Source organism: Flavobacterium anseongense (genome assembly GCF_021608185.1).
GTDB classification, from domain to species: Bacteria; Bacteroidota; Bacteroidia; order Flavobacteriales; family Flavobacteriaceae; genus Flavobacterium; species Flavobacterium anseongense.
Genome location: NZ_JAKIHN010000003.1, coordinates 173258 through 199119 on the forward strand (window position 1 = coordinate 173258; position 25862 = coordinate 199119).

Here is a 25862-nt window from a genome sequence, read left to right on the forward strand (position 1 = left end):
TAATGAAAAAACTATTTATACTTTTACTGATAACCACGGTTTCATTTGCCCAAAACGCAAATAGAAAATACATCTCCCATTCCTGGAAAAACAACATCCTTGAAATTAAAACATCGGATGGTTTGTATTTGATAAAACCGTATTCGGATAAGATTGTCGAAACTTCATTCATTCCAAATGGGGAAAATTTCAATCCTAATTCGCATGCTGTAGTTAAGACACCTGAAAAAGGCTGGGGAAGTTTTTCAAAAAATGACAATTCGCTATCGCTGATAACAAAAGGAATTACAGTTGTTGTAAACAAATCGCCTTTTAAAATTACTTACTCCAATCTTGGAAAAGTGCTGTTATCCGAAAAATCAGGCTACACCAAGATCAACGATTCCACTCAAACTTTATCTTTCAATCTCGACAACTCAGAAGCACTTTATGGCGGTGGCGCTAGAGCTCTTGGCATGAACCGTCGTGGCAATCGACTGCAATTATACAATCGTGCTCATTATGGTTATGAAACCAAAGCCGAGCTGATGAATTTTTGTATTCCTTTAGTAATGTCATCAAAATTGTATGCCGTACATTTTGATAATTCAGCCATTGGTTATCTGGATTTGGATAGCAAAAAAGACAATACCTTAACCTACGAAACCATTTCGGGAAGAAAGACTTATCAGGTTATCGTTGGCAATACTTGGACCGATTTAGTTTCGAATTACACTGATTTAACGGGAAAACAACCACTGTTGCCACGTTGGGCTTTGGGTAATTTCTCGAGCCGCTTTGGCTATCATTCGCAGGAAGAAGTTGAAAATACGATTAAGAAATTTGAGCAAAATAACATTCCGGTTGATGCTATTATTCTCGATTTATATTGGTTTGGAAAAGGAATAAAAAACACGATGGGAAATCTCGATTGGGACAAAGACAATTTCCCAAATCCTGATAAAATGATAACTGATTTGAATGCCAAAGGTGTAAAAACAATTCTGATTACCGAGCCTTTTATCCTGACAACCTCATCAAAATGGCAGGAAACTGTCGATAAAAATGTATTGGTAAAAGACAAATCCGGAAAACCGGCAACCTGGGATTTCTATTTCGGAAATACGAGCGTTGTAGATATTTTCAAACCGGAAGGAAAAGATTGGTTTTGGAATGTTTACAAACGATTAATCAACCAAGGCGTTGGCGGCATGTGGGGCGATTTAGGTGAACCTGAAGTTTTTCCATCAAAAGTCATAACTGCTGGCGGAAAAGCTGATGAAGTGCATAATATTTACGGACACAATTGGGCCAAACTAATCGCTGAAGGTTATAAAAAAGATTTTCCAGCCCAACGACCATTTATATTAATGCGTGCCGGATATTCGGGTTCGCAGCGTTTCGGAATGGTGCCTTGGAGCGGTGACGTAAGCAGAAGTTGGGGCGGATTGCAAAGCCAAATGGAAATTGCACTTCAAATGGGAATGCAGGGTTTAGGTTATATGCACTCAGACCTTGGCGGATTTGCCGGCGATTATTTTGACAACGAATTGTATTTGCGTTGGCTTCAATATGGTGTCTTTAATCCAATATTCCGTCCGCATGCACAGGAAGATGTTGCTTCGGAAGTTGCCCGAAAAGATGTTGCCACAATGGCAAAAGCCAAGAAGCTGGTAGATTTGCGTTATCAATTAATGCCTTACAATTACACTTTGTCTTTCGATAACAATCAAAAAGGAACGCCATTAATGCGTCCGCTGTTTTTCGAAGAATGGGATAATAAAACCCTGACATCTGTAGCCGGAACTTATTTTTGGGGTAATGACTTTTTGGTTACGCCAATTACAAAAGCAGGAGTAACATCCACGGAAGTGTATTTTCCAAAAAGCAGCAATTGGTTTGATTTTTATACCAACGAAAAACACACAGCAGGAACAACCGAAAGCATAAATATCAACGAAGATTATATTCCAACCTTTGTTCGTGGCGGAAGTTTTATCCCAATGATTGAAACCATTCAGAACACATCGAAATATTCGTTGGCCAATTTTAAGCTTCATTATTATTTTGATGAAAGTGTTAAAAGTTCTTCGGGCAAATTGTATAACGATGACGGCGCAACACCTAATGCTTTTGAAAAAGGTCAATATGAAATAATTAATTTCAACAGCACTAACAATAACAAATCATTAGTTATTAAATTGGCTACTGTCACAGGAAAAAACTATACATCAACTGATAAAAATGTATCGGTATTAATCCACAACATCAAAGCCAAACGGATTTTTGTTAATGGTCAGGAGCGCGTTTACAAAACCTTTCACGAACCTTTACAGGTAAACGTTTCCATCACCAAAGGAACAACTTCAGAAGTTAAAATTGAATATTAAAATCATGAGAAAGACAAGCCTTCTAATAATAATTACTATTCTTTTCAGCGGAGCGACATTCAGCCAAAAGAAAAAAATCGAAACTCCAAAAACCCCTTTTGTTTGGGAAGCCGCCAATGTCTATTTCATTGTAACCGACAGATTTAACAACGGTGACAAAACCAACGATCATACTTTCAACAGAAACAAACCAACCGGAAAACTGCGCGGTTTTGATGGCGGCGATATTCGGGGTATTATTCAAAAACTGGACGAAGGGTATTTCACTAATCTTGGAATCAATGTCATTTGGATGACGCCAATTGTAGAGCAAGTCCATGATGGCGTTGATGAAGGAACCGGATTTACGTATGCCTTTCACGGTTATTGGACACGTGATTGGACTGCGCTTGACCCAAGTGTCGGCACCAAAAAAGATTTAGCAGAATTGGTTCAGAAAGCACATGCCCGTGGCATCAGAATTATGCTTGATGCTGTTATTAATCACACCGGACCGGTAACTCCGGAAGATTCTGTTTATCCGAATGATTGGGTTCGTACTTCGCCAAAATGCACTTATAAATCATACGATACTTATATCAATTGTACGTTGGTTGACAATCTTCCCGATGTGAAAACAGAAAGCAATGACAATGTTGAATTGCCAACTTTTTTAGCCAACAAATGGAAAAAAGAAGGCCGTTATGATAAAGAAGTAGCTTCGCTTGACGCTTTTTTCAAAAAAACGGGTTATCCAAGAGCACCGAAATATTATATCATGAAATGGCTGGCGGATTACATAACTGAATTCGGAATTGATGGTTATCGAGTAGACACAGCCAAGCACACAACTGAAGATGTTTGGGCTGATTTCAAAAAAGTATGTGACAGGGCTTTCGCCGAATACAAAAAAAATAATCCAAAAAAAGTCTTGGATAACAATCCGTTTTTTACCGTTGGAGAAGTTTATGGATATAACATTGGTAACAAAAAATTCTATGACTTCGGCGATAAAAAAGTCAATTATTTCGAAAATGGGTTTACAGGTTTAATCAATTTTGATTTTAGAAACGAAGCCAAAATGAACTATGAGGAATTGTTTTCCAAATACTCCGGCATCTTGCAAAATGACTTGAAAGGCAACACGGTGATGAACTATGTTTCCTCTCATGATGATGGTTATCCCTTTGATAAGAAAAGAGAAAAGACCTTTGAAAGCGGCACCAAATTATTATTGGCTCCGGGAATTTCGCAGGTTTATTATGGTGACGAAAGCGCACGTTCGCTAGATATCGAAGGAACTCAAGGCGATGCCACTTTGCGCTCGAATATGAATTGGGACGACATTGCAAACAACGCAACAACTAAAGAAGTTTTATTGCATTGGCAGAAATTAGGCAAGTTCAGAAAAAAACATCCTGCTGTTGGTGGCGGAATTCACACTCAAATTTCGGCTTCTCCTTATGTGTTCAGCAGAACATTTACCAAAGGGAAATATTCGGATAAAGTTGTGGTTGGATTGGATTTAGCCAAAGGCGAAAAAACTATTTCAATTGGAACTGTTTTTCCAAACGGAAGCAAAGTAAAAGATGCTTATTCGGGGAAAACAGCAACGGTTGTTAAAGGAATGGTTTCTCTGAATACTGATTTTGGAATTTTGTTATTAGAAAAACTATAAGATGCACAAAATTGGTCATCGCGGTGCGAAAGGACATGTTGCCGAAAACACTTTGGCTTCTTTCCAAAAAGCGATTGACTTAAACGTTGACGGAATTGAACTCGATGTCCATTTAAGTTTGGATGGAAAAGTAATGGTGATTCACGATGATACTGTTGACCGAACAACTTCAGCAAAAGGTTTGGTAAAAGATTTCAGTGCCAAAGAATTAAAGGAGTTTGGCATACCAACTCTGGAAACTGTCTTTGAACTAGTTAATAAAAAATGCTTTATCAATATCGAACTCAAAACCTTTGAAACTGCCGATAAAGTTGCTGTACTAATCGAACGTTATATTTCAGAAAAGCATTGGAAATACGAAGACTTTATCGTTTCGAGTTTCGATTGGAATGCCTTGCAGCAGGTTCATTTTCTGAATGATAAAATCCGAATTGGTGTTTTGACAGATACTGATTTAGATTTAGCATTGGCTTTCGCCAAATTCATAAAAGCCTATTCGGTTCATCCGTATTATCATTTGCTGACTGCAGAAAATGTTAGCCAGATGCAATCCAAAAATTTTAAAGTCTATCCTTGGACCATCAATGAGCAAGAAGATATTATCTTTGTTAAATCGTTAAACGTTGACGGTATCATTACAGATTTTCCGGATAGAATATGAACTCAAACTTCGATATTATAATTGTTGGTGGTGGCGCAGCTGGTTTTTTCACGGCAATTAATATCGTCGAAAATAATCCGAAGCTTAAAGTTGCTATACTTGAAAGAGGCAAAACTGTTTTGGAGAAAGTACGTATTTCGGGCGGTGGACGATGTAATGTTACGCATGCCTGTTTTGTTCCGAATGATTTAGTGAAGTTTTATCCGCGTGGCGAAAAAGAATTACGTGGGCCTTTTCATCAGTTTTGCTCTGGCGATACTATTGAGTGGTTTGAGAAGCATGGTGTGGAATTAAAAATCGAAGATGATGGACGTATGTTTCCTGTTTCGGATAATTCTCAAACCATAATTGATTGTTTTCTTTCGGCAACACAAAAATTGGGAATCCAAGTATTGACAGGTCAAAGCGTACAATCAATATTCCATGCTGATGCGTATTGGAAAGTGGAAACCAATCACCAAACCTTTGTTTGTCAAAAACTGATTATGACTACCGGAAGCAATCCTAAGATTTGGGATATGCTTACGCAACTTGGACACAATATTGTTTCGCCAGTTCCTTCCCTATTCACATTTAATATAAAAGATGCCCGCATAAAAGATTTGATGGGCGTTTCGGCTTTCGCCAAAGTAAAAGTAAAAGGCAGTAAACTTGAAGCTTCGGGGCCATTATTAATAACGCATTGGGGAATGTCAGGTCCAGGAATTTTGAGATTATCTGCTTGGGGTGCCAGAGAATTATTTGATAAACATTATCAATTTATAATTCAGGTGAATTGGCTTAACGAAGTCACTTTCGAAGAAGCTATAGATTCTTTAAAAGAACTCAAACAAGAACATGCTAAAAAAGCTGTAAGCAAAAAATCCCCATTTGAGTTTCCCAATCGTTTGTGGGAAAGTTTGGTACTAGCTTCAGAAATAGACAGTGAAAGAAAATGGGCAGATTTATCCAAAAAAGAATTAAACAATTTAGCCAACCAACTTACCAATGGTGAATTTCAGGTAAATGGCAAAAGCACTTTCAAGGAAGAATTTGTTACCGCTGGCGGTATTGATTTAAAAGAAATCAATTTCAAAACCATGGAAAGTAAACTGCATGAAAATCTTTTTTTTGCTGGAGAAATTGTAAATATCGATGCGATTACGGGTGGATTTAATTTTCAAAATGCCTGGACTTCGGGTTTTATAGTAGCGCAAAGAATTACAGAAGATTTCCTATAATTTAATGTTGTAGTTTGTTCAAAATCAGTTAAATTTGGTTTCCTTAAAACTAAATCATGAAAAAACCATTACTTCTATTGTTGATTTTTTTCAGTATTTGTATTAATGCCCAAACACCTGCTGTTCCTCCACCATTATTGGCTTGCGATGATAATAATGATGGCTTTGCAGTTTTTGATTTGACCTCAATAATCCCAACGATTGGTCTACCAAATCCTGCGGCACTTGTTGTGACTTATTACACCACTCCTACTGACGCCGAGAACCAGACCAATCCTATAGTCAATCCGACCAGTTATGTAAACCTTTTTCAAGGTCAATTTATTCACTTACGCATTTTAGACACTACTGATGGTCAGATTTATTATTCAACCTACAATCTTACAGTAATGCCATCACCCCCTGCTAATCCGGCAGAATTGGCTTTTTGTGATATGATGGAGTTGCCAATCTATAATTTGTCCGATGCTAATACTCAAATTACCGGAGGAGCGACCGGGTTTACCATTACGTATCATGAAACGTTGACCGATGCTGAAATAGGGGCTAATCCGGTTGGTCCGGGTTATATCCCAATAAATCAACCAATACAAACACTTTATGCTAATGTTGTAAATCCGACAACAGGTTGTCGCAGTATTACAACCCTTACTTTGAATACTCATAATTGTGCTCCGTGTACGAGCTCTGCCCCTACGAATTTGAGTGCTTCCAACATCACGGATACTACATTGACGTTAAACTGGCAAACCACCTTCGGAATGGGAACACAGGCAAGTCTGATTGCAGCGGTTCCTTATGGATCACCTCCTCCCGCTTCGTATGAAGGTACCATTACCGTTACATCAATAGGAAATACCTTTACAATTAACAGCTTGGTGTCTGAGAGCTGCTATTCGATTTACATGAAAGGTTTTTGCGGTAGCTCAGGTTATAGTAACTGGTCGGAACCATTAGATATCTGCATGCCAAATTGTGCTAGTGCCGGCGCCTGTACACAGGCATTGGTTTTGAATGCTTTTTTAGACAGTAACGGTAATGGTATAAAAGATTCAGGCGAAGTTAATTTTAATAATGGTTCTTTTGTATACCAAATAAATGATTCTGGAAATAATCTATACGGGGCCTCTAATAATGGTTCATACTACATATATGATGCAAATCCGGGAAATTCTTATGACATTAGTTTTTCAATAAATGGCAGTTGGAATCTTTATTACAGTTCATCAACTACATATACTAATATAACACTTCCAACCGGTAGCGGTGCCCAATATTTAGATTTCCCAATATTGGAAATTGCTCCTTTTGTAGATGCTGCTGTTTATCTTAATCCAACAGGGCAACCCAGACCGGGATTTACTTATAGCAATACGATATGGTATCAAAATCTTGGTTCACAAAACATCACTAACGGAACAATTACATTTACCAAACACCCAACTTTGAGTATCACGTCTATATCTCAACCCGGAACAACTGCAACAAGTACTGGGTTTACCTATGATTTTACGAATCTAGCTCCTTTAGAATCAAGATTTATTACAATTTACTTGACTGTACCCACTATTCCTACTGTCAGTCTTGGTGATTTAGTAACCAACAGCGTTTCTGTTCAAATTGCCAATGATACCAATGTTTCCAATAACACTGCAACAATGACTCAGACAATTATTGGTTCATATGATCCAAATGATAAAATGGAATCGCATGGCGGAAAAATTGTTTATGCTGATTTTACATCTAATGATTATCTGTATTATACCATTCAGTTTGAAAATACCGGAAGTGCCAGCGCCGAATTCATAAGAGTTGAAGACGCGCTAGACAGCCAATTAGATGAGAGCACTTTTGAAATGCTCAATGCCAGCCATACTGTAAATACAAAACGTATCGGCAGTCAATTGACATGGCATTTTTATAACATCGATTTACCACCAACTTCATCAAACCCAAGTGGAAGTCACGGTTATATTACATTTAAAATAAAACCTAAAACAGGTTATGCGATTGGTGACATTATTCCAAACACGGCTTCTATTTATTTTGATTATAATCCACCAATAGTAACGAATACATTTGACACCGAATTTGTAGAAACATTAGGCAATCCGACTTTCAATGCCAATACAATTTCTTTATATCCAAATCCGGCAAATGATAGCGTTACCATTTCAAATTCTAACAGCAATGACAAAATAGCGACTGTTGTGATTTATGAAGTATCCGGAAAAAGAGTTTATACTCTAAATAAAAATACACTTAGCAATATTAGCATTGATGTATCTCATTTTGCCAGAGGATTGTATTTAGTAGAATTAATTTCTGAGGACAATACTAAAATCACTAAGAAGCTATTATTGAAATAGTTCACTATATTTGAATGTCAAAAAACCAAACAAGCATGAAGAAAATTCTACTCCTAACTTTTTCCCTTTTTTTAGGAACACTAACTGCTGTTCATTCGCAGGGATGTGGAGGTACTTTTACCGATCCTGCAGGTCCTACTGCTAATTATGCATTTAACAGCGATTACACCGTTACCTTTTGTCCTGAAAATCCGGGCGATGTAGTAACAGTGACTTTTACATTATTTGATATAGAAGCTGAATGGGACGCCCTATATGTTTTTGATGGGCCATCAATAGCATCTCCTCAAATTTCAAGCGCAAATCCGGCAGCGGGTGTTCCGGGAGGCTTTGCTGGTGGGTATTGGGGAACTGCAATTCCTGGTCCATTTACTTCAACGAGTGCGGATGGTTGTTTGACTTTTAGATTCAGAAGTGATAATATCATTAACAAAGCCGGATGGATTGCCGAGGTATCTTGCGGACCGCCAACGACATGTCCTTCTCCCGTAAACCCAATCGTAACATCAATAACTGCAACGAGTGCTGTTTTAGGATGGACAGATACTAGTGGAGCTACTTCATGGGAAGTATTTGCACTAGCTTGTGGTTCTGCTCCTCCAACTGCCTCAAGTGTTGGACAAGTTGTTTCTGTTAATCCATATGTAATAACAGGGTTAACCCCAGGAACATGTTATAATTTTTATGTTAGGGCTATTTGTTCTCCAACGGACAACAGTACTTTGTGTGTTTTTAATCCTGTAACTACAGCTACTCTTCCTCCTATTTGCGGTGGACAATTTATTGACAATGGCGGTTTAGCCGGAAATTATACTAATAGTTCTGATAACACTACTACTATTTGTCCAACCATTACCGGCGATGTGGTCACAGTAACCTTTACATCATTTAACATCGAAACCGGTTACGACGCTTTATATGTCTTTAACGGAAACTCATTAGCATCAGCACAAATTGCAAGTTCAAATACGGGAGGAAATGTTCCGGGTGGATTAGCCGGAGGATATTGGGGAACCACTATTCCTGGCCCATTTACTTCAACTAGTGCGGATGGTTGTTTGACTTTCAGATTCAGAAGTGACACTTCTATTAACAGAGCCGGATGGGTTGCCAATGTCACTTGTGCACCACCACCAGCTTGTAGTCTTCCAACAGCATTAACCATTAACAATGTTACTTCTGATTCTGTTACAATAAACTGGACACAACCTCCAAACCCTGATTCGAGCGTTGCCTCTGCTTGGCAAGCTTTATTATTACCTTGTGGACTTGAACCATCGCCTAGTTCGACAGGCTTTTTTGAAGTAGCAACAAACCCTTTTACAATTACAGGATTAAATCCAACGACCTGTTATGCTATTTATCTTAGAGCTGTTTGTTCGACTTCACCTTTAGTAGTTTGTCCTTGGGTTCCTTTTAATCCTGTTACGACGATTCCGGCTCCACCCGCTTGTGGAGGTCAATTTTTTGACAATGGTGGTAACGGTAATTATGCTAATAATTCTGATAGTATCAATACCATTTGCCCAACAATACCCGGAGAAATTGTAACTGTAACATTTAGTTCATTTAATACTGAAACCAATTGGGATGCTTTATATGTTTTTGACGGAAACTCAATAACATCACCACAAATTGCAGGTATGAATCCTGCAGGGAATGTTCCCGGTGGATTAGCAGGCGGATTTTGGGGAACTACAATTCCTGGGCCTTTTTCTTCAACAAGTCCTGATGGTTGTTTGACTTTCAGATTTAGAAGTGATGGCAGCGTTACTTATCCTGGTTGGGTTGCCAATGTTACCTGTGCACCCGATGCTGATAAAATACTTTTGGTGGCTTTTGTAGATCAAAATAGTAATGGCATTCGTGATACCGGAGAACCGCTATTTCCTAATGGTTCGTTTATTTATCAGCAAAACAGTGACGGAATAAATGTAAATGGTTATTCTCCAACAGGTCAATTTGCTTTGTATGATTCCAATCCTGCAAATACATATGCTTTTAGTTATCAAATCCAGCCTGAATATGCTGGCTATTATGATTCGGGAACAACAACTTATAACAACATTAGTATTCCTGTTGGAAGCGCTACACAATTTTTATATTTTCCAATTACGCTAACAAATCCTTATAATGATGTAACCATATCAATTGCTCCAATAAGTCCGCCGAGACCTGGATTAAGTTATTTAAACCAAATCACCTATAAAAACCTGGGAGTAGCAGCTACCGGCGGAACAATAGCTTTTGTAAAACCACCTGAAATTACTGTTTTTGGAACTACCCAAACCGGAACAGTAACGAATGGAACGGGTTTTACTTATGCATTTACCAATCTTTTACCAGGTGAAACCAGGATTTTCTATGTTACTATGACTGTGCCAACTACACCAACGGTAAGTTTGGGAGACTTGCTTACAGATAGTGTTACCATTTCGGCTCCGGCCAATGATATTGATTTGACAAACAACGCAAATACCAATTCTCAAATTGTGGTTAATTCTTATGACCCTAATGATAAAATGGAATCCCGTGGTAAAAACATTCCGATTAGCTCGTTCGCTGAAGATGATTACTTCTTTTACACCATTAGATTCCAAAACAACGGAACAGCAGATGCTCTTGATGTCAGAGTTGAAGATGTGCTCAATTCACAGATAGATGAAGAGACTGTAAGAATGGTGAGTTCAAGTCATAACTATACCATGAAAAGAATTAACAATCAACTCGTTTGGAATTTTAAAAATATTCATTTACCACCTTCAAGTGTTAACCCAACAGGCAGTATCGGTTATATTCAGTTTAAAGTACAGCTCAATCCGGGGTTTCAAGCGGGCACAATAATTCCGAACAACGCCTCAATATTTTTTGACAGCAATCCGGCGATTGTAACCAATACGTTCTCTTCTAAATTTACCGTACCATTAAGTATAGCTGATTTTGATGCTAACAGCCTGGTTTTATATCCAAATCCGGCAAAACATGCGGTTCAAATTGGATTAATGAATAGTAATGAACAGATAAACAAGCTAGTTTTTTATGATGTGTTGGGGAAAGTGATTAAAACAGTTTCTTCTATCGTTACGGAAAGTGTGACTGTTGATGTTTCGGATTTGGCAAAAGGAGTTTACCTAGTAGAAATAGGATTGGATAACAATCTGAAACTGACTAAAAAACTTATTATTCAATAATTTATAAGTAAATATAAAAGTCCCGTCTCGTTAAAAAAGACGGGGTTTTTTATTTATTCAACCACCAAATACTTCCGTTTAATATGGTGGCAAAGCTTACCCATGCCAAATAAGGAAGTAATAAAAGTCCGGCTGTTTTGTCAATCTTTTTGAACAAATTATAGGTTTCTATAATCATTAACCAAAGCAAAATGATTTCGATTAGAGCTAAAAATGGATTATGCAAACCAAAGAAAATGTACGACCAAAGCGCATTCAAACCAAACTGTATAGCAAAAAAGCCAAGTGCTTTTTTAGTTGTTTGTTCATCAGAACCTTTTGTCCAGACTAAGCCAGCGGCAATTCCCATCATGATATACAACAAAGTCCAAACGGGTGCAAAAATCCAGTTCGGTGGATTAAAAACAGGTTTTATCAAAGTTGGATACCAAGTGGTAATACTATCTCTTGTCACCATTCCTGATAAATAACCAACTGTTACACACACTACAACAACCGAAACTATTTTTAAAATCTTTTGCATTTTTGTTTTGTTTGAATTTTATTCAAATATAATAAACAAACTGGTAAATCTTTTTACAAAAAAAGTATCTTTGCTCACTCGAGACCTTTTTTAGGTCGAACTGAACGAAGTTAAATTTCAAACGTATGTCCGAAAAGGATTTTATTTCAAAACCATTTTCATCTACAATCGAAAACGGAAGTTTTCAATGGAGCGCACCAAGTAATATTGCTTTGGTAAAATATTGGGGCAAAAAAGAAAATCAGATTCCGGCAAATCCTTCTATTAGTTTTACTTTGAATAACTGTAAAACGATTACCAAATTGGCTTTCGCCAAACACATCGACAAGCTCAGTGTGACAAATAATGGGTTTTCATTTGACTTATTATTTGAAGGCAAACCCAAAGAAGATTTCAAACCCAAGATTCAAAAGTTTTTCGAGCGTATTGAAATCTATTGCCCTTTTCTAAAAGACTATCATTTTACGATTGATACCGAAAATACATTTCCACACAGTTCGGGCATTGCTTCTTCAGCATCAGGCATGGCGGCATTGTCTATGAATATTATGAGTTTGGAAAAAGCATTAAATCCAAACATGACCGAAGAATACTTTTACAAAAAAGCTTCTTTCCTCGCACGATTGGGTTCGGGAAGTGCGTGTAGAAGCATAAAAGGAAGTGTTGTTGTTTGGGGAAATCATGCTGAAATTAATGGCAGTTCTGATTTATTTGGCGTCGAATTCCCATCAAATATACATCCTAATTTCAAGAATTATCAGGATACGATTTTGTTGGTTGACAAAGGTGAAAAACAAGTTTCGTCAACAGTTGGTCATGATTTGATGCACAATCATCCATTTGCCGAGCAACGTTTCGCGCAAGCGCATCACAATTTATCAGCCATAAAAACTGTTTTAGTAAACGGAAATTTAGATTCGTTTATCGAAATAGTAGAAAGCGAGGCCTTGACATTACACGCGATGATGATGACATCGTTACCGTACTTTATTTTGATGAAACCAAACACTTTGGAAATTATCAATAAAATCTGGAAGTTTAGAAATCAAACGAATATTCCTATATGTTTTACGCTTGATGCAGGAGCAAATGTCCATGTTTTGTATCCCGAAAACGTTAGAGAGGAAGTATTGCAATTTATTGCAGCCGAATTAGTTGGCTATTGTCAAAATGGTAACTATATTTGTGATGAAATTGGAACAGGAGCAATTAAAATATGAAAGGACCACTTTTTTACTCAAAAATTCTTCTCTTCGGAGAATACGGAATTATAAAAGATTCAAAAGGTTTATCTATTCCTTATAATTTTTACAATGGCGCTTTGAAAGTGGATGAGAATCCATCACAGGAAGCTATTAAATCCAATGCAAGTTTGAGACGATTTGTCACTTATTTGGAGCAACTTCAAAACGAACAAGCTGAATTAGTAACTTTCAACTTAGATGCCTTAAAGGCCGATGTTGAACGTGGCATGTATTTCGATTCGAGCATTCCACAAGGCTATGGAGTTGGAAGTAGCGGTGCATTAGTTGCTGCTATTTATGACAAATATGCCAACAACAAAATCACTGTTTTAGAAAATCTTACCAGAGAAAAGTTGTTGCAACTCAAAGCTATTTTTTCTCAAATGGAATCCTTTTTTCACGGGAAAAGTTCCGGACTTGACCCATTAAACAGTTATTTGAGTATTCCAATTCTTATTAATTCAAAAGATAATATCGAAGCTACCGGAATTCCGTCACAAAGCACAACCGGAAAGGGTGCTGTGTTTTTGTTAGATTCAGGAATCGTTGGCGAAACAGCTCCGATGGTAAACATTTTCATGGAAAACCTAAAAGAAGAAGGCTTTCGTAAAATGCTTAAAAATCAATTCGTGAAATATACCGATGCCTGCGTGGAAAATTTCCTTGGCGGCGATATGAAATCACTTTTTGCAAACACCAAACAATTGTCTAAAGTTGTTTTGAATCACTTTAAGCCTATGATTCCGGAAGCTTTTCACGGAATTTGGCAACACGGAATAGACACTAACGATTACTACTTAAAACTTTGTGGCTCTGGTGGTGGTGGCTATATTTTAGGTTTTACTGAAGACTTAGAAAAAGCAAAAAAATCCTTGAAAGATTATAAATTAGAAGTGGTTTACCAGTTTTAATTTTCTCAAAATGCTAAGCCGAAAAACCAAACATTTGCTGCTGAAAATTGTCAGTATGCTTTCGGTAGTTCGTGGCTACAACATTGCCATTATTGTTTTGGCTCAATATTTATCAGCCATTTTTATTTTAGCGCCTGAAAAAAAACGCGCACTCGATGTTATCCTCGATTTTAATTTATTTATGATTGTCATCGTTTCCAGTTTGACGATTGCTTCGGGTTATATCATCAATAATTTTTACGACAGTGAGAAAGATTTAATCAATCGCCCTAACAAATCGCAACTTGATAGATTAGTAAGTCAGAAAACAAAACTTAACGTTTATTTTACCGTCAATTTTATTGTTTTTCTGTTATCCTTTTTAGTTTCGATTCGCGCTGTTTTATTTTTCTCAGCCTACATATTTCTAATTTGGTTTTACTCTCACAAACTCAAAAAAATGCTGGTTGTCGGAAATTTGACTTCGGCTTTTCTGGCCGTTTTACCTTTTTTCGCCATTTTACTTTATTACAAAAACGTCTATCCGCAAATTTTTGCACATGCTTCTTTTCTTTTTCTTTTGCTGCTAATCCGTGAAATAATAAAAGATTTGGAAAATATAAAAGGTGATATTGCCAACGATTATCAAACTATTCCGGTAATGTTCGGCGAAAGCACTGCAAAAAAAATAATAACACTGCTAACCGTTTTGACCATAGTTCCGATTTATTTCCTAGTCGAAATTTTTGAAGTTGGTTATATGGATATTTACTTTTATGTTAGTTTAATTATCTTGATTTTCTTTCTGCAAAAACTCTGGAAATCTGACTCCAAACCCGATTATTTAAAACTGCACAACATCCTCAAATTCCTAGTCGTTTCGGGTGTTTTTTGTATTGTTTTAATCAATCCTGAAGTCTTGGTTCACGGTAGAAGATTGCTTCGATTTTAGCTTTATTCCAGCCCAGATAGGAACGGCATCCTTTTGTCTCGTTTCTAAAACGAGACAAAAGATATAGTGGATAGCTGGAAATAGCTCCTAAAAAAGCATCTGAAATACGTATCTTTGCTGCAAATTAAAGAATTATGAATAATAAGGAAGGCAATAACAAACGAAACAGCTCGCGACCAAACAGTTCGCGACCAAATTCGAATAAGCCAAAACCTGCTATGCCGAAACGCGCTCAGGGACCAAAAAAGGCTAAGCCAACTTCTGATGCTGCTCCAAAAAGAGCTCCAAAATCGGCACAAAATAATGTGGCAAAGCCATTAAAGTCGGACGATATTCGTTTGAATAAGTATATTGCTAACTCAGGTGTGTGCTCACGTCGTGATGCTGATATTTATATTCAGTCGGGCAATGTGAAAGTGAATGGCGAAGTAATTACCGAAATGGGTTATAAAGTAAAACCCGGAGATGTTGTGAACTTTGACGGTGCCACTTTAACTCCGGAGCGCAAAGAATACATTTTGTTGAACAAGCCAAAAAACTTTACTACTTCAAACGAAGATGATGCCGATCACAGAAATGTATTGGAATTAGTTCGAGCAGCAACCAATGCCAAAATTCAGCCTATTGGGAGAATGGATAAAAACACCACCGGTTTGTTAGTTTTTACCAATGATACCGATATGATTAGAAAATTTAGTCTGCCTAATCAAAAATCGACAAAGATTTATCAGGTTACTTTAGACAAAAATCTGAAGTTCGAAGATTTGGAAAAAATCTCCAACGGCGTTACGCTTGACGGACACAAATTATATGTTGACGAAATCACCTATGTTGAAAACGAACCCAAAACCGAAATTGGTTTGAAATTGAGAACGGCAAACGTAAAAGTTGTCCGTGCTATTTTTGAAAGCTATAAATACAATGTGATAAAAATTGACCGTGTTTCTTTTGCCGGTTTGACCAAAAAGAATTTGCCACGTGGCAACTGGCGTTTCCTTACTGAACAGGAAATTATCAATTTGAAAAACGTTTAGAAAAGTATATTTTTAACCAAACGAAAATCCTCTCGTTTTACGGGAGGATTTTTCATTTAACAAAACTATGTCAGCAGAAAAAAACTTATCGATTGCTATGCTTTGGTTTGAAGCATTTAATGCTCATAATCTTGAAAAATTATTATCATTATATGATGACGAAGCGCAGCATTTTAGTCCAAAACTAAAAATCCGGCATCCCGAAACTAACGGTTTGGTTTCCGGAAAAGAAGCGCTTAGAACCTGGTGGAAAGATGCTTTTGACCGATTGCCGAGTTTGCATTATAAAGTGACTTCATTGACTTCGAATACGGACAGAGTCTTTATGGAATACGTTAGAAATATTGACAATGAAGACACTTTGCTCGTAGCTGAAGTATTGGAAATCAAAGACGGAAAAATCATAGCTTCGAGAGTTTATCACGGCTAATTTTATCATTTCATTAACAAAACAATTCGGTAGAAACCAATAGTTTTACCAAACTAATTACTTCAACATGAAAAACTTAAACACAATATCAGTAATGATTTTCCTTTCATTGCTTTTAGTAAACTGCAAATCAGAAAAGAAAGAGCAAGATTTTAAAGCAATAACCGATGCCTATTTTGATGGCAAAAACGAATTAGATCCGCTTGGTGCTACACAAAATGGTCAAAACGAATACAACGACCAATTGGTATTTGAAATGACTGATTCGTATCGTAAAAAGCAAGCTGCATTTTTTGATAAATTCGAAAATGAGTTGACAACTGTTGACACCACTGCTTTATCAGCTGAAGAAAAGACCAGTTATGATGTCATCAAATGGGAAATTGCTATTGGGAAGGATTTATTAAAATATGACACCAATCTAATGCCTATTCACCAATTTTGGGGAACAAACTTAACCATAGGACAATTTGCCAGTGGTTCAAGTGCTCAGCCTTTTAAAACGGAGAAAGATTATAAAAACTTCTTAAAGAGAATGGATTTATTTTCGGTTTGGATGGATTCAGCGATGGTTTATATGAAAAAAGGAATTGACAAAGGAATTGTTTTGCCAAAATCTTTAACCGTTAAAGTGATACCACAATTCGAAAGTATGGTGACACCAAATGTGGAAGACAATCTTTTTTATTCGGCTTTAAAAGCATTTCCAAAAGAAATTACACCTGAACAACAGGATGCTTTGAAAAAAGAATATGCTGCAACTATCAAAGAAAAATTAGAACCGCAATTCAAAAAAATTACAGCTTTTTTGAAAGATGAATACCTTCCGGCTTCAAGAAGCACTAGTGGAATTGGCAGTTTACCTAATGGCGCTGCGCTATACAAAGTCTATGCAAAACAATGGACAACCACAACCAAAACTCCGGAAGAAATTCACGCACTTGGTTTAAAAGAAGTAGCCAGAATAAAAGCCGAAATGGAAAAAGTAAAAGACCAAGTTGGTTTTAAAGGAACTATAAATGAATTTTTTGAGCATGTTAGAACGAAGCCTGAATTGATGTCGTTCAAAACACCTGAAGAGGTAATTGCTAACTTCGAGAAAATTCATAAAACCATCAAACCTAATGTTGACAAATTGTTTTCACTGCAGCCAAAATGTCCTTTCGAAATAAAAAGAACAGAAGCTTTTAGAGAAAAAACTGCAAGTGCAGAATACAATCAAGGTTCAGCTGATGGTTCTAGACCAGGTGTTTTTTACGTGCCGATTCCGGATGTAAAAACATACAATTTCTATGGTGATGAAGATTTGTTCCTGCACGAAGCTATTCCGGGACATCACTTCCAGATTTCATTGCAACAAGAAAATAAGGAATTACCGGATTTCAGAAAGTTTGCTTGGTTTGGTGCTTATGGTGAAGGCTGGGCATTATATACTGAAAGTTTAGGAAAAGAATTGGGATTATATACTGATCCGTATCAATACTTTGGAATGTTAGGAAATGAAATGCACAGAGCTGTGAGATTAGTTGTTGATACCGGAATACATTCAAAAGGATGGACACGAGAGCAGGCAATCAAATATTCGTTAGATAACGAAGCCGAAAGCGAAGCCTCAATTATTGCAGAAATTGAGCGTTATATGGCTATTCCGGGACAAGCATTGTCTTATAAAATGGGGCAGCTGAAAATTTTAGAATTACGCAAAAAAGCGCAAGACAAGATGAAAGATAAATTTGACATCAAAGTTTTCCATCAAAAAGTATTGGAATCGGGTGTGTTGCCTTTAGCACTTTTGGAAAAGAAAATAAACAGTTGGATAGAAACCAGTAACTAATTAAAAAAGTCCCGATTCATCGGGACTTTTTAGTTTTTAACATTCAGGTCAAGACTTTTATAATTTATCGGATTTCCGGATACATCATAAAAATCATATTTGTATTTGAGGACACCGTCTATTTCTTCAATGTTTATTTTCATTTGATAGAAACCTTGATTCCATTCGACAACCACATTATAAGTGTAGTCTCCAACTCCAAAACTCCCAGGCAGATTACTAGTGTAGATTAACTTTTTTGATTTAAGATTAAGTGTCTGCAGCTCGATGTTTTCGTAAGTTCCGATCTCATCGCCATCGACAGAATGGCCCATATAATCATATTTTCCGCTGGACTTGGTTTTTTTACCATTCTCTTTTGGGTCGTTATAAATATCTTTTATCGAGAAGATTACATCCTTTAAGGAGTTTTTTCCAACGTTTAATAAATAAAATCGTAGCTGATGGTGATACATTAATTTGTGGACTTTTTTTCCGTTTTTCCCTGTGGAATTGCCTTCACTCAAATCATTATCCACTATTTCTATGATGGGTAGGTTTTGACCAAAAGACTGACCAAAGGAACTCGACTCTAGTCTTTTAGTTCTTTCTTCTGCTTCTTCAACAATTTTGTCTTTCTCTACAATTTCAGCATGTAATACCTCGATTTGTTTGATAGCTTCATCTAGTTCTTTCTGCTTTTGAGCGGCAATAGAATTGCTTGTGTTCTTATAAAGTAAGTATACAGAAAACGCTAATAAAACAAAACCGAAAAATGCTAAAATAGCGGTTATCATAAGCTTTCTACCTTTCATTAGGATTATAGATTTAAATCAAAAAGATTTTTATGTTGTAAAAATAAATCAATTTACAAAAATTAAAACACTCCAAAACAATAAAGTGTAAACATATTATTAACCAATTAATAACAAAAAAACCTAAGAAAAAACAACACTCCCCAGATAGGCAACCTCTTTGTGGATAACGGTTCGCGACTTGTGACTATATTAAAAAAGCCTCAACAAAAATGTTGAGGCTTTTTAAGTGCGGGTAATAGGACTCGAACCTACACGCCTTGCGGCACCAGATCCTAAGTCTGGCATGTCTACCAATTTCACCATACCCGCAAAATTGTGAGTGCAAATATAGACATTACTTTGTAAATACCAAAACTGAAATCCCAAATTCCAAAAAACATATTTAGCTGCCTTAATTTGGAATTTGGAATTTTAAATATTGGAATTTCTATTCGTATCTTTGACGGTATTAATTAACAACTACAATGGACAACATAAAAAACTACGTTCAGCAAAATAAAGAACGTTTTATCAATGAATTAATCGAATTATTAAAAATTCCTTCTGTAAGTGCCGATAGCGCTTATGCTCATGATGTCATAGCTACTGCCGAAGCGGTAAAAGCTTCGCTTGAAAAAGCAGGTTGCAAGCATGTTGAAATTTGCGAAACTCCCGGCTATCCAATTGTTTTTGGTGAACATATCATCGACAAAAACCTACCAACCGTTTTAGTTTACGGACATTATGATGTACAGCCACCAGATCCGATGGATTTGTGGACATCACCTCCATTTGAACCTGTAATTAAAGTTACCGAAATTCATCCTGAAGGTGCCATTTTTGCTCGTGGTTCCTGCGATGATAAGGGTCAGATGTATATGCATGTGAAAGCCTTTGAATATATGATAGCTAACAATTGTTTGCCTTGCAACGTAAAATTTATGATTGAAGGTGAAGAAGAAGTTGGGTCGAAAAGTCTGAGTTGGTTTGTAGAAAGAAATCAGGAAAAATTAAGCTGTGATGTAATTTTAATTTCGGATACCGGAATGATATCTAACCAACAGCCAAGTATTACTACAGGTTTGCGTGGTTTGAGTTATGTTGAAGTAGAAGTTACCGGTCCAAATCGCGATTTACATTCCGGATTATATGGTGGCGCAGTAGCCAATCCGATTAATGTGTTGACCAAAATGATTGCTTCACTTCACGATGAAAACAATCATATTACCATTCCGGGATTTTATGATAAAGTGGAAGAATTGACTGCTGCTGAAAGAGCCGAAATGGCAAAAGCTCCATTCAATTTAGACAATTATAAAAAAGCATTGGATATTGAAGACATATACGGAGAAACAGGTTATGTAACCAATGAAAGAAACTCTATTCGCCCAACCTTAGACGTAAACGGAATTTGGGGTGGTTACACTGGTGAAGGTGCCAAAACTGTAATTGCCAGCAAAGCTTATGCGAAAATTTCGATGCGTTTGGTTCCAAATCAGGATTGGGAAGAAGTAACTGAATTGTTCTCCAACCATTTTGTGAGTCTTGCACCAAAATCGGTTAAAGTTAAAGTTACGCCACATCATGGCGGACAAGGTTATGTAACGCCTATTGACAGCATTGGATACAAAGCAGCAAATAAAGCTTATACGGAGACTTTTGGCGTTCCGGCTATTCCGGTTCGTTCCGGCGGAAGTATTCCGATTGTAGCGTTGTTTGAGAAAGAATTAAAAAGCAAAACTATCTTAATGGGATTCGGTTTGGACTCGGATGCAATTCATTCACCAAATGAGCATTTCGGAATTTTTAATTACCTAAAAGGAATTGAAACCATTCCATTATTTTATAAATATTTTGTAGAACTATCAAAATAAAACACACGAATCCGTTTAGAAATAAGCGGATTTTTTATTTTTAAAAAAAAATAATCTTTGGATTTCAAAAAGATTTTCATCTCTTTTCTAATGACATTGGTTTTTGCCTCGTGTAAAACCAATAGAACCATCAATCATCATCGTGAGGGAAAATGGGTATATAAAGACACTGTCAACGGAATTCTATACAAATCAAAAGGAAGGTACAAAAAGAGTACTGAAATTAAAACCTGGAAATATTACGAAGACCGCAAGCTTGTTAAAACTGAGAAATATCAGGATACTATTTGCCATATCAAAACCTTTGACAATAAAGGACGTATAAATTCAATAGGAAAATCGGTTATTTCGGAAGAATCCGATGGTACACGTTGGTATCTGACCGGCGATTGGATTTTTTTTGATGATAGTGGTAAAATCATTGGCATTAAAAACTACAAAAAAGGCGAATTGGTTTCAGAAATCGAAATGTAATACTACTAAAATCGGTTTTTAGAATTTAAAAAACAGCACCTTACAATAAACTTCAACTTTTGGCGTTATATTTGTATAATCATCATCAATCAAAATTAATCATCATGTTAAAACGTTTTTTCCTCCTATGTTCAGGTGCCGATAGTGACATCGTGAACTCTTGTTCCAACGGCGAACAAAATAAGTATGCCGGCATTGGCGCCACCGTTTTCTTTACAGCAGTTATGGCATTTATTGCCAGTAGTTATGCTCTTTACACCGTTTTTGACAATCCCTATATTGCTATTGCATTCGGAATAGTTTGGGGATTTTTAATTTTCAATCTCGACCGATTTATTGTTTCAACCATCAAGAAAAGAGATAGTTTTCTGGATGAATTAATTCAGGCTTCACCGCGAATTGTATTGGCAATTATTATTGCTATCGTGATTTCAAAACCATTGGAAATCAAAATTTTTGAGAAAGAAATCAGCACTGTTATATTGAAACAGAAAAACGAAATGGCGATTGCTAATAAAAATCAGGTTGCCAATTATTTCAAAACCGATGTCGATAAAAACAAAGCCGAAATGGACAGTTTAAAATCGGGCATTGCCAAAAAAGAAAAAGAAGTCGCCAGCTTGTATCAATCCTATATTACTGAAGCAGAAGGTTCAGCCGGAACAAAGAAAATGGGAAAAGGTCCAATTTATAAAGAGAAAAGAATCGCTCATGATTTGGCTGTCAAACAATTGGATTCATTGAAAATAAATAACGCTAAAATCATTGCTGATAAAGAAGCTAGAGCCAAAACGTTGCAAACAGATTTGGATAAAAAAGTTACAGAAACCCAACCTATCATTGATGGCTTTGATGGCTTAATGGCTCGAATTAATGCTTTAGGAAAACTGCCTTTACTTCCATCATTATTCATTATGCTGCTGTTTTTAGCGATAGAAACATCGCCAATCATAGCTAAATTATTATCGCCAAAAGGGGAATACGATTTCAAGCAGGAAGATTTAGAAATGGGCATCAAAAATGTAATATCACAAAATCGCTATCAAAGTGAATTGCAAAAGAAAACCGATGCTGAGATTTATGATAAAGTCTATGCCGACATTCGGGAAGATAAAGAACTATACTACTACAAAAGGAAAGGCGCAACCGAATTACTTAAACTTCAGGCGGATGGTTTTGTAGAGAAGCAGAAGAAATCCATGTAAATATTAAGGGATTAGGGATAAGGAGTAAGGGATAAGACTTTTGCCTTGTCCCTTATCCCTTTTAACTTTTCTCTATTTCGTCACGTAACTTTTTAGTCAAACCTTTATAAACCAAATCATAGGATTGATTGATTAGTTGAGAAATCATCTTATCCGAAACATCACCGTTAAAGTCAACTGTTATCCAGTGAATTTTACTCATATGATATCCTGGATTTATCGCTTCATATTGCGCACTAAGTTCCGCATTATTTTCCGGTTCTCCTTTGAGGTTCAAAGCCGGAGTTCCTTTTTCCCATTCTTTAAGCGAAGTCAGGCAAAACATTTTTCCTCCAACTTTAAACACTAACGTATCTTCATCAAATGGAAAATGTTCAGTCACTGCTTTTTTGGATAGGCAGAATTCATATAATTGTTGAATGTTCATGTATTTTAGTTTTTAGTCACAGTTTTCAGTCGCAGTGGCTGTCAACTGCGACTGAAAACTGAAAACTATTTAATTTTCTCCATCATCTTTTCAGGATGCGCCAATGGTGTAAATCCAAATTTCTCATATAAAAAATGAGCGTCAGAAGTTGCCAATCGCCAGATTTTGACTTGTTGTAATTGAGGTTCTTTCATCATGGCATCAATCAAAATAGAAGAGTAGCCTTTTCCGCGATGGGTTTCATCAATAAAAACATCCATCAGATAGGCAAAAACCACATAATCGGTAACCACTCTGGCAAAACCAATTTGCTCATCATCCAAATAAATTCCGAAACAAAAAGAAGCATCAATTGTCGTTTGCACTTCATCAATTGTTCTTCCTGCTGCCCAATAAATATCCTTCAAAAAGTTTTGAATAAACGGAACATTTAGTTTGCTTTTATCTGTAGAAACTACAATCATATCTGGTACAAAATCGGTTTACTTGGTGAAGCATCATTTTCAAAAGAAGCGATTTGCAAATTCAAAATATAACTCCCGTCTTTGACTTCATCATCTACAAAAATCATTTCTGTAATTGTACAATCCAATCGAGCGTCAGCATTGAGATTATTTACATCTTTAACATTCCAAAAGGCTTTGTGCGCTAATAATCTTCCTTCATCTTCTTCCCTGTCAACACTTGGTAAATCAATCAGCAAATGCTTAATCCCGCTTTCGCGGATGAATGTCGCTACTTCTTCCAGTAAGTATGGTGGATTCGTATTCGAATAATTTTTATGTTTTTTGGATTCTAAATTTGGTAATGTTCTGATGATGATAGCTTCAGGAGTTTTACCCTTCAACGCTTTTTCGATTTGATTTTTGGTAATTGCCAAATCGTTTCCAATACTTTCAGGTTCAATAGAAATCAATTCTGCCGTAAAGAAAAACTGTTTCAGGCATTGATTGATGCTGTAAAACTCGCGTGTAATGTGTCCGAGACATTCGGTGTGCGTTCCGTGTCCGTGTGGATTAAAGAAAATATTGTTGAAATTAGTCGAACTTCCTTCAGAAACTTGTCCAATCCAGTCACCAAAACGAACCGGTTCAATTTGAGGTTTTTCAATATACCATGCAATCGGATTGGCATCTGTATTGGTTAACGGAATAGAAATATCAATAGGTTTTGACAAGTCGATTTCGAAGGTGTTGTTGATTAGTGCTTTCATTTATGCTGAACTTGTTTCAGCATCTCATCCTTAAGATGCATTTACAACTCCAAATATAAATCTTTTAATTCTGGATTGGAAACTTTTACTAAATTCCATTTCCATTCATTGTGCCAATTTTTAAATTGTTTTTCTCTAGCAAACGCATCATGAAAATCATCAAACTCTTCAAAATAAATTAAAATTGTAGTATTATACTTTTTGGTAAAAACTGCTCCAGTACCATTTCTATGACAATCAATTCTAGATTTCAAATCTTTTGTAGCTCCAACATAAATGACAGTGAAATTCTTGTTCGTCAAAATATATGTAAATCCTTTTATCATAATCGCTGTTAATTCAAAAGATGCTGAAACTAGTTCAGCATAAACAAGTCGGACGCAATTCCGTCACTTAAAAACTTGCCACTTTTAGTTGTTCGCAAAATATTTTCATCCACAAAAAGCAAATGGTCTTCAATATATTTGGCGGCTTGCTGGTTTAGATAATCCAAATAAGTTTTACCAAATTCACGCTCAATCCTGTCTAAAGAAATGCCCCAAATAGTTCGCAAACCAGTCATTACATATTCGTTATAACGGTCTGTTTTGGTTAAGACTTCGGTTTCTGATGGCAATTGATTTTCGGCAATTGATTTCAGGTATTGCGTATTATTCGACACATTCCAACTTCTGGAAACACCGTCATAACTGTGCGCCGAAGGACCAATTCCGATATATTTTTTGCCCAACCAATAACTCGAGTTGTTTTTGGAAAAATAATTCTCCTTTCCAAAATTCGACAGTTCATAATGAATGAATCCGTTTTCTTCCAATTTGTCAACCAGCAAATGAAAATGTTCCTGTGCTACTTCATCATCAGGCATTGGAATAATTCCTTTTTTGATGAATTTATCCAAAGCTGTTTGGGGTTCAACAGTCAAAGCGTAGCTCGAAATATGCGGCACGTTAAAGAACAAAGCGATTTCTATATTTTGCCTCCATTTCTCGTTTGACATATTTGGCACTCCATAAATCAAATCAATAGAAATATTATCAAAATATTGTGTAGCAATTTCTAAACATTTCTTTGCTTCTTGCGAATTGTGAGCGCGGTTCATCAACTTTAAATCATCTTCAAAAAAAGACTGGATTCCGATGCTTAATCTGTTAATTTGGTTATTGGATAATTCGGTTATTCGGGTTTCCGTTAAGTCATCCGGATTGGCTTCAACAGTGATTTCGGGATTTTCAATAACCTTATAGTTTTGATAAACCGAGTCAATCAACAATCTTAAATCTTGAATCTCCAATATCGAAGGCGTTCCACCGCCAAAGTAAATCGTTTCGACAACCTCATCTTTGAATTCATTTTTGCGCAATGCTATTTCTTTGGTTAAAGCCAAAACCATTTCATCTTTCTTCTTTAATGAAGTCGAAAAATGAAAATCGCAGTAATGGCAAGCTTGTTTGCAGAAAGGAATATGGATGTAGATGCCTGACATATATTAGTTTTCAGTCTCAGTCTCAGTCGGCAGAAC

22 protein-coding genes and 1 tRNA gene are annotated in these 25862 nt (G+C 36.5%); 15 read left to right on the forward strand and 8 right to left on the reverse strand.

Annotation, left to right across the window (positions count from 1 at the left end; all coding sequences use genetic code 11):
• Nucleotides 1-2 precede the first annotated feature (2 nt).
• From L1S35_RS05870 to L1S35_RS05895, 6 genes are read left to right on the forward strand one after another with little or no spacing between them, the layout of a single operon-like run.
• Nucleotides 3-2369: a glycoside hydrolase family 31 protein gene (locus tag L1S35_RS05870; RefSeq protein ID WP_236397769.1), complete on the forward strand. Its 2367-nt coding sequence runs from the start codon at nucleotides 3-5 to the stop codon at nucleotides 2367-2369.
• Between the two features lie 4 nt (nucleotides 2370-2373).
• Nucleotides 2374-4026 carry an alpha-amylase family glycosyl hydrolase gene (locus L1S35_RS05875; protein WP_236397772.1) on the forward strand — a complete coding sequence of 551 codons (1653 nt, stop codon included), beginning with the start codon at nucleotides 2374-2376 and terminating at the stop codon, nucleotides 4024-4026.
• A 1-nt stretch (nucleotide 4027) separates the two neighbouring features.
• Nucleotides 4028-4687 carry a glycerophosphodiester phosphodiesterase gene (locus L1S35_RS05880; RefSeq protein ID WP_236397774.1) on the forward strand — a complete coding sequence of 220 codons (660 nt, stop codon included), beginning with the start codon at nucleotides 4028-4030 and terminating at the stop codon, nucleotides 4685-4687.
• Nucleotides 4684-5907, forward strand: a complete 1224-nt coding sequence (locus tag L1S35_RS05885) for a BaiN/RdsA family NAD(P)/FAD-dependent oxidoreductase (protein WP_236397777.1) — start codon at nucleotides 4684-4686, stop codon at nucleotides 5905-5907. Before L1S35_RS05880 ends, L1S35_RS05885 begins: the two co-directional genes overlap by 4 nt.
• 56 nt (nucleotides 5908-5963) lie before the next feature.
• Nucleotides 5964-8276 carry a T9SS type A sorting domain-containing protein gene (locus L1S35_RS05890; RefSeq protein ID WP_236397780.1) on the forward strand — a complete coding sequence of 771 codons (2313 nt, stop codon included), beginning with the start codon at nucleotides 5964-5966 and terminating at the stop codon, nucleotides 8274-8276.
• A gap of 35 nt (nucleotides 8277-8311) precedes the next feature.
• Nucleotides 8312-11467 carry a DUF7619 domain-containing protein gene (locus tag L1S35_RS05895; protein ID WP_236397781.1) on the forward strand — a complete coding sequence of 1052 codons (3156 nt, stop codon included), beginning with the start codon at nucleotides 8312-8314 and terminating at the stop codon, nucleotides 11465-11467.
• A gap of 49 nt (nucleotides 11468-11516) precedes the next feature.
• On the opposite strand, the gene L1S35_RS05900 is transcribed toward L1S35_RS05895, so the two are convergent.
• A complete protein-coding gene (locus L1S35_RS05900) occupies nucleotides 11517-11990 on the reverse strand; it encodes a TspO/MBR family protein (RefSeq protein ID WP_236397784.1) in 474 nt (157 codons plus the stop codon).
• A gap of 125 nt (nucleotides 11991-12115) precedes the next feature.
• On the opposite strand from L1S35_RS05900, the gene L1S35_RS05905 reads away from it, so the two are divergent.
• The 6 genes from L1S35_RS05905 (at nucleotide 12116) to L1S35_RS05930 (ending at nucleotide 18374) form a co-directional block, all read left to right on the forward strand.
• Nucleotides 12116-13210, forward strand: coding sequence for a diphosphomevalonate decarboxylase (locus L1S35_RS05905; RefSeq protein WP_236397787.1), 1095 nt, complete (start codon nucleotides 12116-12118; stop codon nucleotides 13208-13210).
• Nucleotides 13207-14145, forward strand: a complete 939-nt coding sequence (locus L1S35_RS05910; protein WP_236397788.1) for a mevalonate kinase family protein — start codon at nucleotides 13207-13209, stop codon at nucleotides 14143-14145. The genes L1S35_RS05905 and L1S35_RS05910 overlap by 4 nt, the downstream gene beginning before the upstream one ends.
• A gap of 10 nt (nucleotides 14146-14155) precedes the next feature.
• Nucleotides 14156-15076, forward strand: a complete 921-nt coding sequence (locus tag L1S35_RS05915) for a geranylgeranylglycerol-phosphate geranylgeranyltransferase (protein WP_236397791.1) — start codon at nucleotides 14156-14158, stop codon at nucleotides 15074-15076.
• A gap of 134 nt (nucleotides 15077-15210) precedes the next feature.
• Nucleotides 15211-16110, forward strand: coding sequence for a pseudouridine synthase (locus L1S35_RS05920; protein WP_236397794.1), 900 nt, complete (start codon nucleotides 15211-15213; stop codon nucleotides 16108-16110).
• Nucleotides 16111-16177: 67 nt separating this feature from the next.
• Nucleotides 16178-16540 (forward strand): nuclear transport factor 2 family protein, encoded by a 363-nt coding sequence (locus tag L1S35_RS05925; protein ID WP_236397796.1) that lies wholly within the window; start codon nucleotides 16178-16180, stop codon nucleotides 16538-16540.
• A 67-nt stretch (nucleotides 16541-16607) separates the two neighbouring features.
• Nucleotides 16608-18374 carry a DUF885 domain-containing protein gene (locus L1S35_RS05930; protein WP_236397799.1) on the forward strand — a complete coding sequence of 589 codons (1767 nt, stop codon included), beginning with the start codon at nucleotides 16608-16610 and terminating at the stop codon, nucleotides 18372-18374.
• Nucleotides 18375-18403: 29 nt separating this feature from the next.
• Here L1S35_RS05930 and L1S35_RS05935 read toward each other — a convergent pair whose 3' ends face one another.
• Nucleotides 18404-19168 (reverse strand): PilN family protein, encoded by a 765-nt coding sequence (locus tag L1S35_RS05935; protein ID WP_236397802.1) that lies wholly within the window; start codon nucleotides 19166-19168, stop codon nucleotides 18404-18406.
• A 230-nt stretch (nucleotides 19169-19398) separates the two neighbouring features.
• Nucleotides 19399-19480: transfer RNA gene (locus L1S35_RS05940), tRNA-Leu, on the reverse strand.
• Between the two features lie 155 nt (nucleotides 19481-19635).
• Here L1S35_RS05940 and L1S35_RS05945 point away from each other — a divergent pair.
• From L1S35_RS05945 to L1S35_RS05955, 3 genes are all read left to right on the forward strand, one after another.
• A complete protein-coding gene (locus L1S35_RS05945) occupies nucleotides 19636-21024 on the forward strand; it encodes a dipeptidase (RefSeq protein WP_236397805.1) in 1389 nt (462 codons plus the stop codon).
• Nucleotides 21025-21081: 57 nt separating this feature from the next.
• On the forward strand, nucleotides 21082-21498 hold the full coding sequence (locus L1S35_RS05950) for a hypothetical protein (protein WP_236397808.1): 417 nt from the start codon (nucleotides 21082-21084) through the stop codon (nucleotides 21496-21498).
• 104 nt (nucleotides 21499-21602) lie between these two features.
• On the forward strand, nucleotides 21603-22703 hold the full coding sequence (locus L1S35_RS05955; protein WP_236397811.1) for a DUF4407 domain-containing protein: 1101 nt from the start codon (nucleotides 21603-21605) through the stop codon (nucleotides 22701-22703).
• A 61-nt stretch (nucleotides 22704-22764) separates the two neighbouring features.
• Here the strand turns inward: L1S35_RS05955 and L1S35_RS05960 are convergent, their stop codons facing one another.
• The 5 genes from L1S35_RS05960 to hemW form a co-directional block, all read right to left on the reverse strand.
• A complete protein-coding gene (locus tag L1S35_RS05960) occupies nucleotides 22765-23130 on the reverse strand; it encodes an MmcQ/YjbR family DNA-binding protein (protein ID WP_236397813.1) in 366 nt (121 codons plus the stop codon).
• 65 nt (nucleotides 23131-23195) lie between these two features.
• Entirely contained in the window at nucleotides 23196-23594 is a 399-nt protein-coding gene (locus L1S35_RS05965; RefSeq protein WP_236397816.1) for a GNAT family N-acetyltransferase, read from the reverse strand.
• Nucleotides 23591-24343 carry a cyclase family protein gene (locus L1S35_RS05970; RefSeq protein WP_236397818.1) on the reverse strand — a complete coding sequence of 251 codons (753 nt, stop codon included), beginning with the start codon at nucleotides 24341-24343 and terminating at the stop codon, nucleotides 23591-23593. Before L1S35_RS05970 ends, L1S35_RS05965 begins: the two co-directional genes overlap by 4 nt.
• A gap of 41 nt (nucleotides 24344-24384) precedes the next feature.
• Nucleotides 24385-24669 (reverse strand): GIY-YIG nuclease family protein, encoded by a 285-nt coding sequence (locus L1S35_RS05975; protein ID WP_236397821.1) that lies wholly within the window; start codon nucleotides 24667-24669, stop codon nucleotides 24385-24387.
• Nucleotides 24670-24698: 29 nt separating this feature from the next.
• On the reverse strand, nucleotides 24699-25826 hold the full coding sequence (gene hemW, locus L1S35_RS05980) for a radical SAM family heme chaperone HemW (protein WP_236397823.1): 1128 nt from the start codon (nucleotides 25824-25826) through the stop codon (nucleotides 24699-24701).
• Nucleotides 25827-25862 lie beyond the last annotated feature (36 nt).